At 67.3% G+C, this 15487-nt stretch carries 13 protein-coding genes; 4 read left to right on the top strand and 9 right to left on the bottom strand.

The genetic code is table 11. The features are described 5' to 3' along the window. Window positions 1–146: 146 nt before the first annotated feature. From ACWPV3_RS11950 to rpsF, 4 genes are all read right to left on the bottom strand, one after another. Entirely contained in the window at window positions 147–2582 is a 2436-nt protein-coding gene (locus ACWPV3_RS11950) for a TonB-dependent receptor plug domain-containing protein (RefSeq protein WP_453978003.1), read from the bottom strand. Between the two features lie 637 nt (window positions 2583–3219). Further along, entirely contained in the window at window positions 3220–3804 is a 585-nt protein-coding gene (gene rplI, locus ACWPV3_RS11945; protein ID WP_453978002.1) for a 50S ribosomal protein L9, read from the bottom strand. A 1-nt stretch (window position 3805) separates the two neighbouring features. Continuing rightward, window positions 3806–4084 carry a 30S ribosomal protein S18 gene (gene rpsR, locus ACWPV3_RS11940; RefSeq protein ID WP_054766014.1) on the bottom strand — a complete coding sequence of 93 codons (279 nt, stop codon included), beginning with the start codon at window positions 4082–4084 and terminating at the stop codon, window positions 3806–3808. A 12-nt stretch (window positions 4085–4096) separates the two neighbouring features. Beyond that, the gene (gene rpsF, locus ACWPV3_RS11935; protein WP_292088679.1) at window positions 4097–4483 is read right to left on the bottom strand and encodes a 30S ribosomal protein S6; all 387 of its coding nucleotides are present in this window, start codon (window positions 4481–4483) and stop codon (window positions 4097–4099) included. A gap of 239 nt (window positions 4484–4722) precedes the next feature. Here rpsF and ACWPV3_RS11930 point away from each other — a divergent pair, with 239 nt between their 5' ends. After that, the gene (locus ACWPV3_RS11930; RefSeq protein ID WP_453978001.1) at window positions 4723–6315 is read left to right on the top strand and encodes a carboxyl transferase domain-containing protein; all 1593 of its coding nucleotides are present in this window, start codon (window positions 4723–4725) and stop codon (window positions 6313–6315) included. A gap of 57 nt (window positions 6316–6372) precedes the next feature. Continuing rightward, window positions 6373–7272 (top strand): enoyl-CoA hydratase-related protein, encoded by a 900-nt coding sequence (locus ACWPV3_RS11925; protein ID WP_312733092.1) that lies wholly within the window; start codon window positions 6373–6375, stop codon window positions 7270–7272. 9 nt (window positions 7273–7281) lie between these two features. Here the strand turns inward: ACWPV3_RS11925 and topA are convergent, their stop codons facing one another. Beyond that, the gene (gene topA, locus ACWPV3_RS11920) at window positions 7282–9912 is read right to left on the bottom strand and encodes a type I DNA topoisomerase (RefSeq protein ID WP_453978000.1); all 2631 of its coding nucleotides are present in this window, start codon (window positions 9910–9912) and stop codon (window positions 7282–7284) included. A gap of 153 nt (window positions 9913–10065) precedes the next feature. On the opposite strand from topA, the gene ACWPV3_RS11915 reads away from it, so the two are divergent. Next, window positions 10066–10242, top strand: a complete 177-nt coding sequence (locus ACWPV3_RS11915) for a hypothetical protein (protein ID WP_292088530.1) — start codon at window positions 10066–10068, stop codon at window positions 10240–10242. Here ACWPV3_RS11915 and dprA read toward each other — a convergent pair. Next, a complete protein-coding gene (gene dprA, locus ACWPV3_RS11910) occupies window positions 10239–11315 on the bottom strand; it encodes a DNA-processing protein DprA (protein WP_453977998.1) in 1077 nt (358 codons plus the stop codon). The genes ACWPV3_RS11915 and dprA overlap by 4 nt on opposite strands. Next, window positions 11312–11950: a glycerol-3-phosphate 1-O-acyltransferase PlsY gene (plsY, locus tag ACWPV3_RS11905; RefSeq protein WP_312733086.1), complete on the bottom strand. Its 639-nt coding sequence runs from the start codon at window positions 11948–11950 to the stop codon at window positions 11312–11314. The genes dprA and plsY overlap by 4 nt, the downstream gene beginning before the upstream one ends. A 128-nt stretch (window positions 11951–12078) precedes the next feature. On the opposite strand from plsY, the gene ACWPV3_RS11900 reads away from it, so the two are divergent. Next, window positions 12079–13023 (top strand): glycerophosphodiester phosphodiesterase family protein, encoded by a 945-nt coding sequence (locus ACWPV3_RS11900; protein WP_453977997.1) that lies wholly within the window; start codon window positions 12079–12081, stop codon window positions 13021–13023. Window positions 13024–13172: 149 nt separating this feature from the next. Here the strand turns inward: ACWPV3_RS11900 and pyrC are convergent, their stop codons facing one another. After that, window positions 13173–14462: a dihydroorotase gene (pyrC, locus tag ACWPV3_RS11895; RefSeq protein WP_453977996.1), complete on the bottom strand. Its 1290-nt coding sequence runs from the start codon at window positions 14460–14462 to the stop codon at window positions 13173–13175. After that, on the bottom strand, window positions 14459–15442 hold the full coding sequence (locus tag ACWPV3_RS11890) for an aspartate carbamoyltransferase catalytic subunit (protein ID WP_453977995.1): 984 nt from the start codon (window positions 15440–15442) through the stop codon (window positions 14459–14461). Before ACWPV3_RS11890 ends, pyrC begins: the two co-directional genes overlap by 4 nt. Window positions 15443–15487 lie beyond the last annotated feature (45 nt).

The following is a 15487-nucleotide window of genomic DNA, read 5'->3' as shown; positions in this document are numbered from 1 at the left end:
GGGAAGAATGGCCCAGCTTGTAGTCGGGACCATGAATGCTGGATAAACGCTGTCATGCAGGAGCTTCGCGCCCGTTGCGTCCTTCGAACGAGAAAGGGCGCTCCGAAGAGCGCCCTTTGCCGTCTGATCCGTACGGTGTCGCGCGCTTACCACTTCAGCGCGATGCGACCGTAAACGAAGCGGCCGTTGAAGCCGTAAGGCGAGAAGTTGGAGAAGGGGAAGGCCCCCGAGGTGTTGTTGGCGCGCAGGCTCTGGCGGGGATATTCGTCCAACACATTGTCCGCGCCGACCGCGAAGGTCAGACGGTCGCTGAGCTGATAGCGCGCCTCAACATCCACCACCACGCCGACGCCCAACTTCAGGTCGGTGGCTTCTGTCGCGCCGGGCGCGAGCACGTCGCCATAACCGGTGACGCGGAAGGTGCCGCCCAACTTGTCGCGCGTGAAGTCCGTCTGGAACACCGTCTTCCAGGGCGGCGTGCCTTCTTCGAAGCGCAGGGTGGCCTGGCGCGCGAACAAGGAGACCGGCGTGGGCAGGATGCCAGAGCGGGTTTCCGGCGTCTTGGTTACGTCGAAATCGTTGACGTTGGCGGCTAAGGTGAAGTCCAGCGAACCGACATCCGACAGCACCCGATAGCGCGCCACCACGTCCAGGCCGGTCGTCTCCGTGTTCACGCCGTTGATGAAGAACCTGGCGGCGGTCGCGCCATAGGGTTGCAGAAGATCGAAGATGGTGCGGGCGTTGGTGCCCACAGCGGCCGTGGCGCTGCCGGTCAGGGTTTCGGACAGGATGATCCGATCCTTGATGTCGATGCGGTAGGCGTCGGCGGTCAGCTCGAAGGCGCCCTTCCGATAGACCAGGCCCAGCGAATAGTTGGTCGAGGTTTCGGCTTCCAGCGGCGTGCCGCCCAAGGCGACGCCGACCGGGCTGACCGACGGGAAGGTGCCGGTCTCATACGGCACGTTGTTGATGTAGAGAATGGCCGTCTGGGTGAAATACTGCTGTTGCAGGCTGGGCGCGCGGAAGCCAGTCGAGATCGCGCCACGCACGGCGAACGATGGGGTGAAGTCGTAGCGGGCGGCCAGCTTGCCGGACAGGTTGTCGCCGAAGTCGGAATAGTTTTCGTAGCGCAGGGCGGCCGATGCGGTGAAGTTCTCGACCAGTTCGCCTTCCAGGTCGACATAGACGCCGACGTTGTTGCGATCCTTGTCCACCTCGTTCGCCGGGGTGAAGCCGGTGAAGCCGCGCGAGCCCCAGTTCAGGTCCGTGCCGCCGATGTTGAGGAAGGTCCCGCGCTGGTAAGAGCCAGGTTCGCCGGCGCCGATCTGATAGGACTCGCGGCGCGCCTCCAGGCCGAAGGCGACGTTCAATGGCCCATAGAAGCCGACCTCGTAGCCGCGGCTGGCGTCGATGCCGAACACCAGCTGATCATAGGCCAGAGAGCCGGCGTAGAATTTCGTCGGAGAGGTCGGACCCAAGGATGGGTTCAAGGTGTTCTCGACGCTGAAATCGATCTTGTTCTTGCCGTAGCCCAGGTTGATGTCGATGTCGAAGCCAGCGGCCTGGCCCTTCAGACCGCCCGTCGCGGTCCAGTCGGTGGTGTCGGTCAGGATGTAGGGCAGATAGCCGTTTGGATAGACGCGGCCCGACGTATAGGCGGGGTTCTGGGCGTTGTCGGTCGGCGTGCGATAGAAGGCGGCGGCCGAGGCGTCGCGCGTCTGATAGCCGACCCAACCATAGGCCTCCCAGCCGGCGCCCAGCGGCTTGCCGGCGTTCAGATAGATGGCGAGATCCTCAGATTTCGGGTCGCCCTGGGCGCCGCGCACCTCGGCGGGGCTAAAGCGTGGATCGATGTCGCTGCGATTGGTGCGGGCGCGGTCGCGGTATTCGACCGACGCCGTCAGGAAGCCGTCTGAACCCAGGCCGAAGCCCTGCCAACCCGCGACGGTCAGGGCCTCTCCATCCTTCAGGTCCTTTCCGCCGCCGTAGAAGCCGGTGTAGTCGGTGCGATAGCCGCCATAGGTGACGCTGGCGCCGCCGCCGCTGGCGGCCTTGCGCAGGCGCAGGTTCAATACGCCGGCGATCGCATCCGAACCGTACTGCGCCGCCGCCCCGTCGCGCAGGACCTCGATCCGTTCGATGGCGGTGGAGGGGATGGCGTTCAGATCGACGGCGGCCGAACCGCGCCCGACCGAGCCGTTGGTGTTCACCAGGGCGGTAGCGTGACGGCGCACGCCGTTGACCAGGACCAGCGTCTGGTCCGGCCCTTGACCGCGCAGGGTGGCGGGGCGGATCGAATCCGTGCCGTCGGTCGCCGACGGGCGGGGGAAGTTCAGGGCGGGGACGGTCGCGGCCAACTGGGTGGCGAGCTCGGTCGAACCCCGTTGTTGCAGGGTTTCGGCGGTCACGACATCGACAGGCGCGACGGAGTCGAGGCGCGAGCGGTTCTGAACGCGGGTGCCGGTGACGACGATGTCATCGACGCTGTCGGCCTGAGTCTGGTCTTGGGCGAGGGCGGGGGTGGCGGCGATCAGCGCGAAGGCGGAAGCCGTGATCAGCAGGGCGGAGGTGGATTGGCGCATGGAGAGAGAGTCCTGTTCTTGGTCTTGGCGCGTGTGCGGCGTGGTCGCCGTCTTGAGTCTTGATGAAGTCGTTCAAAGGACGTGAGCTATCGCGGACATCGCCGGAGCAGATGAAGAAATACTGCAGAGTTCATCGGTTCGGTCATCGAGGGCTCCCACTGTCGGGGGACGACAGCGTCAAGGTTCATGGCCATATCAGGGCCTGAAAGCGGCGGGTCAATCGGTAGGCTTGGCCATGTTTGTTCGCCGTCATCCTTAGAAAAACTACACGCTCGGTCATCTAGGCCGCGCGTTCGGCATCATCAGCCTCCAAGGTTCGGCCGGCGAGAGCGCGGCGTTGGGACCTGCAGTGCATCGCCAGAAGCCTGCCTGCGGCTAGCGCAAAAGTTTTGCAGGATGTGCAGCCTCCGTCGATTTATGTGATCGTGTTCTTCGTTGCTGCGCGCCGTCAAGGTTAGATCGTGCGTGGGTTCCGCCTGGGGCGTGGTTCCCGGCGGGTGTGTTGTAAACTTGTCATGAACGAGGCTCGTCAAGCCGATCTCTTGGCTGTCAGGCGACGCGGCAGCAAAAAGGGCGCGTCCCTTGCGGAACGCGCCCTTGATGTCTTCACCGATCCGGTCCGAAGACCGGACAGGAATCAAGCTTCGTCGCCGAAGCCTTCCTGTTGACCGGCGCCGCCTTCGATCAACTCCTGGGCCGATTGCTCGGCGGCCTGGCGCTCATTGTCGAACTGACTGCGGATCACGTCTTCGCCCTTGGCTTGACGCTCGGCCTCATCCATCGAACGGGCGATGTTGATCTTGACCGTGGCGCGGACCTCGGCGTGCAGGCGAACCGGCACTTCGTGGACGCCCAGGGTCTTGATCGCCGTGTTCAGGACGACCTGCGAACGCTCGACCTTGCCGCCTTCAGCCTGGATGGCTTCGGCGACGTCGCGGCCGGCGACCGATCCGTACAGCTGGCCGGTTTCGCCAGCCTGACGGATCATGACGTAGGTCTGGCCGTCGATCTTGTCGGCGACCTTCTGAGCATCGGACTTGTTCTTCTCGTTGCGCTGCTCGATGGCGGCGCGGTCGAGTTCGAACGCCTTCAGGTTGGCGGCGGTAGCCCGGCGGGCCTTGTCGCGCGGCAGAAGGAAGTTGCGGGCGAAGCCGTCCTTGACAGTGACGACGTCGCCGATGGCGCCGAGATTATCGACGCGTTCCAGCAGAACGACCTTCATCTTACTTCACCACGTACGGCAGGAGGGCCAGATAGCGGGCGCGCTTGATGGCCTTGGCCAGTTCGCGCTGCTTCTTCTGGGAGACGGCGGTGATGCGCGAAGGCACGATCTTGCCGCGTTCGGAGACGTAACGCTGCAGCAGCTTGACGTCCTTGTAGTCGATCTTCGGCGCATTGGCGCCCGAGAACGGGCAGACCTTGCGGCGGCGATAGAAGGGGCGGCGGCCGGCAGAGCCGGAGCCGGCCGGGGCGCCCGGGGTCGGGGCGGTTGTATCGGTCATGATCCGGGTTCCTTATTCGGCGTCGGCGGGGGCGTCTTCGCGCGGGGCGCGCTCACGCTCACGCTCGCGTTCACGCTCGCGGCGGGCCAGCAGAGGCGACAGCTCCAGGTCGAGTTCCTCGACGCGGACGGTCAGCCAGCGCAGCACGTCTTCGTTGATGCCCAGCTGACGCTCGACTTCGGCCATGGCGGCCGGAGGTGCGTCGACGGCCAGCAGCGAATAGTGAGCCTTGCGGTTCTTCTTCACGCGGTACGTCAGGTTGCGCAGACCCCAGTATTCGATCTTGGCGACCGAGCCGCCGCCGGCGACGATCAGATCCTTGATGGTGTCATTCAGCGCTTCGGCCTGTTGCGCCGAGATGTCCTGGCGCGTCATGACCGTGTGCTCGTAAAGAGCCATGCGGTAGTCTCCCTTGTGGGCGTCGGCGCGGAAACGACCGGGTAAGTCGGTCTCCACGATGGCTCCTGGCGCGGCGGCCGGACCGAACGTCCAACCCTTTGGTGCTCCGCGACAGGACCGAAGCCCTGGAAAGGCGGGGCCTATAGGCGAAAAGGGCGCGCGGCGCAACGCTTCTCCCTTTCCGCGCCGGGTAGGGCGAGGTGCTTGTGAGGTTGGACCAGCCCGCCTAAACCAATCCCATGCCGAAGCTGACATCAGCGGTCGATCCGCAAAGCCCGCAATTCAAGTCCCTGCACGCGCACAACAGCGCCCTGGTCGCGGAGTTGCGCGACCATGTGGCCAAGGCGGCGCGCGGCGGGTCCGACAAGTCGCGTGAGCGGCATGTGGCGCGGGGCAAGCTGCTGCCGCGCGACAGGGTCGAACGGCTGCTGGACCCCGGTTCGCCCTTCCTTGAGGTCGGGCAACTGGCGGCGGGCCGGATGTATGGCGGCGAAGCGCCGGGCGCGGGCGTCATCGCGGGCGTGGGCCGGGTCTCTGGCCGCGAGGTGATGATCGTCGCCAATGACCCGACGGTGAAGGGCGGCGCCTATTTCCCGATGACGGTGAAGAAGCACCTGCGCGCCCAGGAGATCGCCGAGCAGAACCATTTGCCCTGTGTGTATCTGGTGGATTCCGGCGGCGCGAACCTGCCGCACCAGGCCGAGGTGTTTCCCGACCGCGACCATTTCGGCCGCATCTTCTTCAATCAGGCGCGGATGAGCGCACGCGGCATCGCCCAGATCGCCTGTGTGATGGGAAGCTGCACGGCGGGCGGCGCCTATGTGCCGGCCATGTCGGACGAGACGGTTATCGTGCGCAATCAGGGCACTATCTTCCTGGCCGGGCCGCCGCTGGTGAAGGCGGCGACGGGCGAGGTCATTTCGGCCGAGGAGCTGGGCGGGGCCGAGACCCACGGCCGCAAGTCGGGCGTCGTCGATCACGTGGCCGAGAACGACGAGCACGCGCTGGAGATCGTGCGCGCCATCGTCGCCAATCTGAACACCACCAAGCCGATGCCGCTGGACGTGCGCGAGCCAAAGGCGCCCGCCTTCGACGCCGATGAACTGTACGGCCTGATCCCCGACGACGTGCGCGCCCCCTATGATGTGCGCGAGGTCATCGCCCGCGTGGTGGACGGGTCCGAGTTCGATGAGTTCAAGGCCCTGTACGGCACGACCCTGGTGTGCGGTTTCGCCCGCATCTGGGGCTACCCGGTCGCCATTCTGGCCAACAACGGCGTACTGTTCTCAGAAAGCGCCCAGAAGGGCGCGCACTTCATCGAACTGGCCTGCAAGCGCAAGATTCCGCTGGTCTTCCTGCAGAACATCTCGGGCTTCATGGTCGGCGGCAAATATGAGGCGGGCGGCATCGCCAAGGACGGCGCCAAGCTGGTGACGGCGGTGGCCTCGGCCGAGGTTCCCAAGTTCACCGTCCTGATCGGCGGCAGCTTCGGCGCCGGGAACTATGGCATGTGCGGACGGGCCTATTCGCCGCGCTTCCTGTTCACCTGGCCGAACAGCCGGATCAGCGTGATGGGCGGCGAACAGGCGGCAAGCGTCCTGGCCACCGTCCACCGCGATGCGGATACCTGGAGCCCGGAAGAGGCCGAGGCCTTCAAGGCGCCGATCCGCCAGAAGTATGAGGACGAGGGCAATCCCTATTACGCCACCGCCCGCCTGTGGGACGACGGCGTCATCGATCCGGCCCAGACCCGCGACGTGCTGGGCCTGGCCATCAGCGCCAGCCTGAACGCCCCGATCCCGGACACCACCTTCGGCGTGTTCCGGATGTAGCGGAACGGCTGAAGCTTTCTTTTCCTCCAGACGTTGAGCCCTCGAAAGGACCCGCCGATGACCGACACCCCGACCGAGGCCGAATTGAACGCCCTGGACATCACCGACGCCGAGGCGGCGGAGATCAACCGCATCGCCCATCCGCTGGTCGCCGATCCGGCACCGGATGCGAACGACGATCTGGTGCGGATCGATTCGACCGTGGACGGGGTGGTCTTCGTCACCATCAACCGGCCCCAGAAGAAGAACGCCTTCGACGCGGCGACCATCGGCGCCCTGCATGAGGCGTTCGAGACCCTGCACGGCGCCGACAAGGTGCGAGCAGTCTTCGTGCGGGGCGCGGGCGGCATGTTCAGCGCCGGCGCCGACCTGGGCTGGATGCGCGACGCCGCCGACTGGTCGGAGGCCGACAATCGCGATGACGCCCTGGGCCTGGCGCGGATGCTGAAGGCCTTGCACGACGTGCCGGCCCTGACGGTCGCCTTGGTCGAGGGCGCGGCCATGGGGGGAGGGGTCGGCATCGTCGCCGCCTGTGACATGGCCGTGGCGGTCGAGGGCGCGCGCTTCGCCTTCTCCGAGGTCAAGCTGGGTCTGATTCCGGCGACCATCGCCCCCTATGTGATCGAGGCGATCGGCGCGCGGCGCGCGCGGCAGCTGTTCCTGACCGGCAACGCCTTCGACGCCGACTATGCGGCGCGCATCGGGCTGATCGACCTGATCCTGCCGGAAGGATCGGTTGACGACTTTATCGGCATGCTGACCGACAGTCTGGTGGCCAATGCGCCGGGCGCCATGGGCGACGCCAAACGCCTGGTCAACGACATAGCCCAGCACAAGATCGACAGCGGTCTGCTGGACGACACCGCCCGCCGCATCGCCCGCGCCCGGGTCTCGCCCGAGGGCCAGGAAGGCGTGCGGGCCTTCCTGGACAAGCGCAAACCGAACTGGGCCGGCTGAGCCTACGGACTATTCGGCGGCCGTCTTCTTGGCGGTCGCCTTCTTCGCAGCGGGCTTCTTGGTCGTCGATTTGGCGGCGGCCTTCTTGGGCGCAGCCGCTTTTTTGGCCGGGGCCTTCTTCTTGGGCGCGGCGCCAGCCTTGGCGGCCAGCAGCGGCAGGGCGACTTCCAGCGTCAGGTCTTCCGGCGTCGTTCCCTTGGGCAGGGTGGCGTTGATCTTGCCCGACTTCACATAGGGGCCGAAGCGGCCGGCCATGACGTGGATCGGTTCGCCCGTCTCCGGATGGGCGCCCAGGTCCTTCAGCGGAGTCGTCGCCGCGCCGCGTCCACGACCGCCGCCGGCGCGCTTTTCAGCCAGCAGGGCGACGGCGCGGTTCAGGCCGATGTCGAACACCTCTTCGATATCCGACACATTGGCGTAGGTTCCGTCGTGCAGGATGAAGGGACCGTAGCGTCCGAGACCCGCGCTGATCGTTTTGCCGTCCTCGGGGTGGACGCCCACCTGGCGCGGCAGGGACAGCAGCTTCAGCGCACGGTCCAGGTCCAGGGACGCTGGCGACCAGCCCTTGGGCAGGGAAGAGCGTTTCGGCTTCTCTCCGTCCGGCGGCGCGATTTCGACATAGGGGCCAAAACGGCCGATCTTCAACTGCACCGGCTGGCCGGTCGCCGGGTCGCTTCCCAGTTCGCGGTCGCCGCTTTCCGCCGATCCGTCCTCGGCCGAGGGGCTGGCGACGGGGCGCGTGTATTTGCAGTCGGGATAGCGCGAGCAGCCGATGAAGGCGCCGAAACGGCTGGTCTTCAGGCTAAGCTGGCCCTGATGGCACAGGGGGCATTCGCGCGGGTCGGAGCCGTCGCCCTTGTCCGGGAAGATGTGGGCGCCCAGGCTTTCGTTCAGGGCGTCCAGAATGGCGGTGGTGCGAAGCTCGCCGGCGGCCTGGGTCGCGGCGTGGAAGTCCTGCCAGAACTGGCGCAGCAGCACCTTCCAGTTCAGTTCGCCGGCCGAGACCTCGTCCAACTGGGTCTCAAGGGCCGCGGTGAAATCATACTCGACCCACTTCCGGAAGAACTGCTCCAGGAAGGCCGTGACCAGCCGTCCCTTGTCCTCGGGATAGAAGCGGTTTTTGTCGACGCGGACGTATTCGCGGTCGCGCAGGGTCGACAGGGTCGAGGCGTAGGTCGACGGGCGGCCGATGCCCAGTTCTTCCAGCTTCTTGACCAGGGTGGCTTCCGAATAGCGCGGGGGCGGTTCGGTGAAATGCTGGTCGGTGCGGATGGCGTCGACCTTGGCCTTGGCGCCTTCCTTCAGGGCGGGCAGGCGGCTGGTGTCGTCCTCGCCCTCGTCGCCTTCCGCGCCCTTCTGCTTCTCGTCGCGGCCTTCCTCATAGACGGCCAAAAAGCCGTCGAAGGTGACGACCTGGCCGGTGGCGCGCAGGCCGGTTAAGCCGTCGGAGGTTTCGATCTCGACCGTGGTGCGGTCCAGACGCGCGGCCTCCATCTGCGAGGCGACCATCCGCTTCCAGATCAGTTCGTACAGACGCTGAAGATCCGAATCGAGGCGCACGGAATCGGGATGGCGCGCGATGTTGGTCGGGCGGATCGCTTCGTGCGCTTCCTGGGCGTTCTTGGCCTTGACCTTGTAGAAGCGCGGCTCGGAGGGGACATAGGCGGGGCCGTATTCCTTGCCGATCACCTCGCGCGCCTGGGCCAGGCCCTCGGGGCTGACCGAAACGCCGTCGGTCCGCATATAGGTGATCAGGCCGCCGGTCTCGTCGACGCCTTCATACAGTTTCTGCGCCGCCTGCATGGTGCGCTGGGCGGTGAAGCCCAGCTTGCGCGAGGCTTCCTGCTGCAGGGTCGAGGTGGTGAAGGGCGGCGCCGGATTGCGCCGAACCGGCTTCTTCTCGACCGAGTTGATGGTGAAATCGCCGGCCTTGATCGCGGCGCGGGCGGCGTCGGCGGTCGCCTCGTCCTTGATGTCCAGACGCTGCACGCGCTTTCCGGCATGCTTGACCAGACGGGCGGTGAAGGGCGGGCTGTCGGCGTTCAGGTCGGCCTCGATGGACCAGTATTCCTGAGGCTTGAACTTCTCGATCTCCATTTCGCGATCGACGACGATGCGAAGGGCGACCGACTGCACACGCCCGGCCGAACGCGCGCCCGGCAGCTTGCGCCACAGCACCGGCGACAGGGTGAAGCCCACCAGATAGTCCAGCGCGCGACGGGCCAGATAGGCGTCGACCAGCTCCATATCCAACTGGCGCGGATTGGCCATGGCCTCCAGCACGGCGGATTTGGTGATGGCGTTGAAGGTGACGCGTTCGACGGGCGTGTCCTTCAGCGCACGCTTCTTCTTGAGCACCTCGAGGACGTGCCAGCTGATCGCTTCCCCTTCGCGGTCGGGGTCGGTGGCCAGGATGACGCGGTCGGCGCGCTTGGCGGCCTCGGCGATTTCCGACAGACGTTTGGCGCCCTTGGCGTCGGCCTCCCAGTGCATGGCGAAGTCGTCGTCGGGCAGGACCGAACCATCCTTGGACGGCAGGTCGCGGACGTGGCCGTACGAGGCCAGGACCTCATAGTCCGAGCCCAGGTACTTGTTGATGGTCTTGGCCTTTGCGGGGCTCTCGACGATGACGAGGTTCATGTCAGTCCGGTCTCGGGAAGGGGCGCGAACGTGGTTGGAGCAGGGGCGCGTGTCAATCGTCGGCTGCAAAGGACCCGGAAAGGTAGTTGAATTTCCCTGCTATGCCCGCATAGATTGTGGTGTGTAGGGAGAGTCTCAGCGATGCGATCGGCCATGCCAGGGTCCAAACAACCGCCCCCGTCGGACCGGGGCGCGTTTCTGACACGCGAATATATCGGCGCCATGGCGCTGGAGCTGGCGCGAATGGCGCGAGGCGACGGCGACGAGGACCTGGCGGGCAAGCTGGACCAGGCCGCCGAAATCGCCGCAAGGCCGCAGGAGCGGAGCTAGGACGACGCCAGACCGCCAGGCAGCAGTTCGGCGCGTCCGGTGAGACTGAGCTCGAGCAGGGCGGCGGCGACGCGTCCCACCGGGGCGTCCAGGGCGCGCGCGATCTCGTCGCGCGGCGTCGGCGTGGGCGACAACAGGGCGGCCACGCGGTCCAGGAAGGCGGGGTCGGCGGCGCCCTCGTCGAAGATCAATGGCGGCGGTGCAGGCGCGCGGAGCGTGCGCAAGGTGTCGAAGGCCCGTTCGATGTCCTCGATCCCCTCGCACAGGACGGCGCCTTGTCGCAGCAGTTCGTTCGGCCCGCGCGCACGGGGATCCAGCGGCGAGCCCGGCACGGCGAAGACGTCGCGTCCCTGTTCGGCCGCCAGCCGGGCGGTGATCAGCGATCCGGACCGGATTTCGGCCTCCACCACCACCACGCCGCGCGACAGGCCTGAGATGATGCGGTTCCGGCGAGGAAAGTCGCGCGCCTGGGCGCGGGCGCCGACGGGGCTTTCGGACACCACGCAGCCCAGGTCGGCGATGCGGGCGTAGAGATCGGCGTGGTCAGCCGGATAGATGTCGTCCACCCCGCCGCCCAGGACCGCGACCGTCCCCGTCGCCAGGGCGCCCTCGTGGGCGGCGGCGTCGATGCCGCGCGCCAGGCCCGAGACCACCACGTGGCCCGCCTGTCCCAACTGCTGGGCCAGACCGCGGGCGATGCGCTGACCGCCGGCCGAGGCGATGCGGGCGCCGACGACGGCGACGGACGGCCGGTTCAGCAGTTCGGTCCGTCCCCGCGTCCACAGGATCGGGGGCGGCGGGTCCAGCGCTTCCAGCATCGCGGGGTAATCGGGGTCGCCCAGAACAACCAGGCGCGCGCCGATCTGCTGGCCGGTCGCCAGTTCGCGTTCGACGGCCTCGGGCGGGGGAGGAACCGAGGCGGCGCCGGACTTGCGGACCAGATCGGGCAGGGCGGCCAGGGCGCGTTCGGCCGATCCATAGCGGGTCAGAAGCTGAGTGAAGGCGACGGGGCCTATTCGGTCGGTGCGGGCCAGCCGCAGACGGGCGAACCGCTCGGCCGGGGGCAGGGTCACGCCTTCTTGGCCCCGATGCGCGGCTCCTCGCCCTTCAACAGACGGGCGATGTTCTGATGGTGCCGCACCCAGATCAGAACGGCCGCGAAGACCGTCAGGAACAGGATCGGCCGCCCCACTGGCAGACCGGCGGCGGCCACGGGCGCAAGGGCCAGCAGCGGCGCGGCGGCCGCCGAGATCAGGGCCGCCAGCGACGAATAGCGGAAGACGAAGGCGCAGATCAGCCAGACTGCTCCGGCCATCAGGCCCAGCGGCCAAGCCGCCGCCAGCAGAAGGCCGTAGAAGGTGGCCACGCCCTTGCCACCCTTGAAGCCCAGCCAGATCGGAAACAGATGTCCCAGGAAGGCGGCGCCGCCCGCGATGGCCCCGGCCAGTTCGCTGTGGAACAGATGCCGCGCGATCAGCAGGGCGACAGCGCCCTTGCCGGCGTCCAGCAGCAGAGTGGCCAGGGCCAGGTCCTTGCGTCCGGTCCTCAGCACATTGGTCGCGCCGATGTTGCCCGAACCGATGTTGCGCACGTCGCCGGCGCCCGCTGCGCGGGTGATGACGACGCCGAAAGGAATGGAGCCGAGCAGGTAGCCGCCAAGCGCGACCAGCGCCAAGGTCCCGATCGCGGGGCCGACAAGATCCTGCACTTTGATTCGCTCCCCGCGTAGTGTCGGGGCAAAATGCGTCGGTGCGCGCCCGCGAGCAAGGGCGATCCGACCTCTTGACCCGCTGCGGCCGCTCGCCGCATGTCCCCCTTCGAACCCGGAGACCGTCCATGCGCGCCCCTTCCCGTCCTGTCGCTCTCCTGTCCGTCGTGACGGCCCTGGTCGCCACCGCAGGCTGTGTTGCGGCGCCCGCAAATCTGCCGACGCCCGCTGTGCCACCGGCGCTGGCGGCCTATTTCGACTGCGTGCGCGAGGGCGGCGTGGCTATTTCGGCGCACCGGGCGGTATCGGCCCCGGATCAGCCCGAGAACTCCATCGCCGCCATCGAGGCCACGGGGCGCGCCATTCCGGGCGCGATTCTGGAACTGGATGCCGTTCTGACGCGCGACGGTCGCTTGGTCCTGATGCACGACGAGACGATGGACCGGACCACCACCGGCCATGGCCGCGTGGGCGATCTGACGCTGGCGCAGATCAAACGGACGCGCCTGAAGGCCTCGAACGGCGCCGTGACGCAGGCCGCGCCGCCCACCCTGGCCGAGGCGCTCGACGCCGCCGGCCGGGTCGGCGCCATCGCCGCCATCGACCTGAAGCCCGCGGAGGGTGGCAGCACGATCGATCTGGCGCGGGCGGTGATCGATGAGGTTCGGCGCTCTGGAGCCGGCGGACGGGTCATCCTGATCACCTATAACGACGCCGACGCCCAGGCGGTGGCGGCCTTGGCGCCGGAGATGATGATCTCGGCCGGAGTCAATCGAATGGACGACCTGACCGGCCTGAACCCCGCACAGATTCTGGCCTGGACCGGCACGCGCGAGGAACGGCCGAGGCTGTGGCGCGCCCTGCGGGATCGGGGCGTCGAGGTTCAGTTCGGAACGTTGGGGCCGGATGGAACGCGGCGCGACGACCGTTATGCGGCCGACGGCGACGTATCGGAATATCGCGATCTGGTGCGCCAGGGGGTGACGGTGATCGCCACGGACACGCCCCTGGCGGTCAAGTCGGTGCTGGGCGCCGAGGTGGCCAGGGCGGCGACGTGCGCGCGGTCGGGCTAGGTTGCGCTGAGCCGCCCAGGTGAAGCCGACAGAGGCGGTGGTCAGGCAGGCTTCGTCGGCCACGACGATGGGGCGGACCGCCAAGCCCGGTAGCGGCGCGATTTCAATGCGTGCTCCATCGCTCGGACATCGGCGAAAAGTCGGAGCGTTCAGTGAACCTTTCGGCCCGCGACCCATGTCCCGACGACCTTGCCCTGAAGCCTGCGGCCGTCGAACGGGGAGTTCTTGGATTTGGAGTGAAGGGCGTCGGCATCGACGATGATCGGGGCGCCAGGATCGAACAGGACGAGGTCGGCGGGCGCGCCTTCGGCCAGGACGCCGGCGTCCAGGCCCAAGAGGGCGGCCGGGCCCTGGGTCAGGGGACGCAGCACGTCCAGCAGGTCCAGACCATCTTCATGGTGCAGGGTCAGGGCGGCGGGCAGCAGGGTTTCCAGACCGATGGCGCCGGGCGCGGCCTCGGCGAACGGGCGGCGCTTGTCTTCGGCGGGGGCGGGGGCGTGGGCCGAGGTGATGACGTCGATCAGGCCGTCGCGCACGGCCTCGATCAGGGCCTGACGGTCGGCCTCTGAACGCAGCGGCGGGTCCAGCCTGTAGAAGGTGCGATAGTCGCCGATGTCCACCTCGTTAAAACACAGGTGGTTGATCGAGACGCTGACGGCGACCTCCAGCCCCTTGGCGCGGGCACGGGCCAGGGTCTCCAGCGCGCCTTCGGTCGAGATCTGGTCGACCAGGAAACGGGCGCCGGTCTGTTCGACCAGGGCCAGGTCGCGCTCCAGCCCGATCCGCTCGGCGATGGCGGGGCTGCCGGAAAGGCCCAGGCGCGTGGCCAGTTCGCCGGAGGCGGCGACCGCGCCTTCCGTCAGCCAGGGGTCGGCCGGGCGGCAGGCGATCAGGGCGTTGAAGGCGGCGGCGTAGCTCATCACCCGTTGCAGGGTGCGGCTGTTGACGATGACCTTGTCGCCGTCGGTGAAATACAGGGCACCCGCCTCGTCCATCAAGCCGATCTCAGCCATGCGCTGGCCGTCCAGGGCCTTGGTCGCCGCGCCGGCGGCGCGGACATTGACGAGGTTTAGGGCCGCGCCGCGTCGCTGTATGAAGTCGATCATGGCCGGGTCGTCGACGGCGGGGTCGGTGTCGGGCTGGACCACGATGGTGGTCACGCCCCCGGCGGCGGCGGCCAGGCTGGCGGACTTCAACGTCTCCTTGGGCTCGGCGCCGGGTTCGCCGGTCTTGACCCGGATGTCGATCAGGCCCGGCGCGAGGCAGTGGCCGTCGCAGTCGATGATCTCGAAGTCTGTGCCGAGCTCAGTATGAAACTGCCGCTCGAACGCGACTTCTATGATCTTGCCGTGCTGGACGATGAGTGTCGCGGGCCCGTCCCTGCCTGTCGCGGGATCGAGAAGGCGGGCATCCGAAAAAACGATGATGGTGTCGCTCATGCGGCGTCTCCCCAACGGGCGGAGAGGGAGGCCAGGACGGCCATGCGGGCGGCGACGCCCATCTCGACCTGATCCTGGATCAGGGAGACATCCAGGTCGTCGGCGACGTCGGAATCGATTTCGACGCCCCGGTTCATCGGACCGGGGTGCATGACCTTGGCGCCGGGTTTGGCCCAGGCCAGTTTCTCGCGGTCCAGACCCCAGAAACGGAAGTATTCGCGCGTGGAGGGGACCAGGGCGCCGGCCATTCGCTCAAGCTGAAGCCGCAGCATCATGACCACGTCGCAGCCTTGCAGCCCCTCGCGCATGTCGTGAAACACCTCGCAGCCCCAGCGGTCGGCGTCGCCCGGCACCAGGGTCGGCGGGCCGATCAGGCGCACCCGCGCGCCCATCATCTGAAGCAGGGCGACGTTGGAGCGGGCCACGCGGCTGTGGGTGATGTCGCCGCAGATGGCGACGGTCAAACTGGTCACATCGCCGAAGGCGCGGTGCAGGGACAAAAGGTCCAGCAGGGCCTGGGTCGGGTGTTCGTGGCGGCCGTCGCCCGCATTGACCACGGCGCAACCGACCTTCTGACTCAGCAGTTCCGCCGCGCCCGACGCCGAATGGCGGATGACAAGAATGTCCGGCTTCATGGCGTTCAGCGTGACCGCCGTGTCGATCAGGGTCTCGCCCTTCTTCACCGAGGACGAGGCGACCGGCATGGTGACGACGTCGGCCCCCAGACGCTTGGCCGCGATCTCGAACGAGGAACTGGTGCGGGTGGAGTTCTCGAAGAACAGGTTCACGACAGTGCGGCCGTGGAGCAGATCCAGCGCCTTGGACGACTGGCGATTGAAATCCACGAAAGCGTCGCCCAGGTCCAGCAGTTGCGGCGTGACGAAAGGGTTCAGGTCCGAGGCGGCCAGGAAATGGGCCTTGGGAAACGGAACCAGCCGCTCGCGGATGGTCTGATCGGTGACGGGGGCGGCCTGGGTCATCGAGACGCGGCTATAGGCGGGAGTCGTCCGAAACGCCAGTCGTCG

The organism is Brevundimonas sp. Marseille-Q4549 (assembly GCF_976940555.1).
This window is presented reverse-complemented; position numbering and strand designations above follow the sequence as displayed.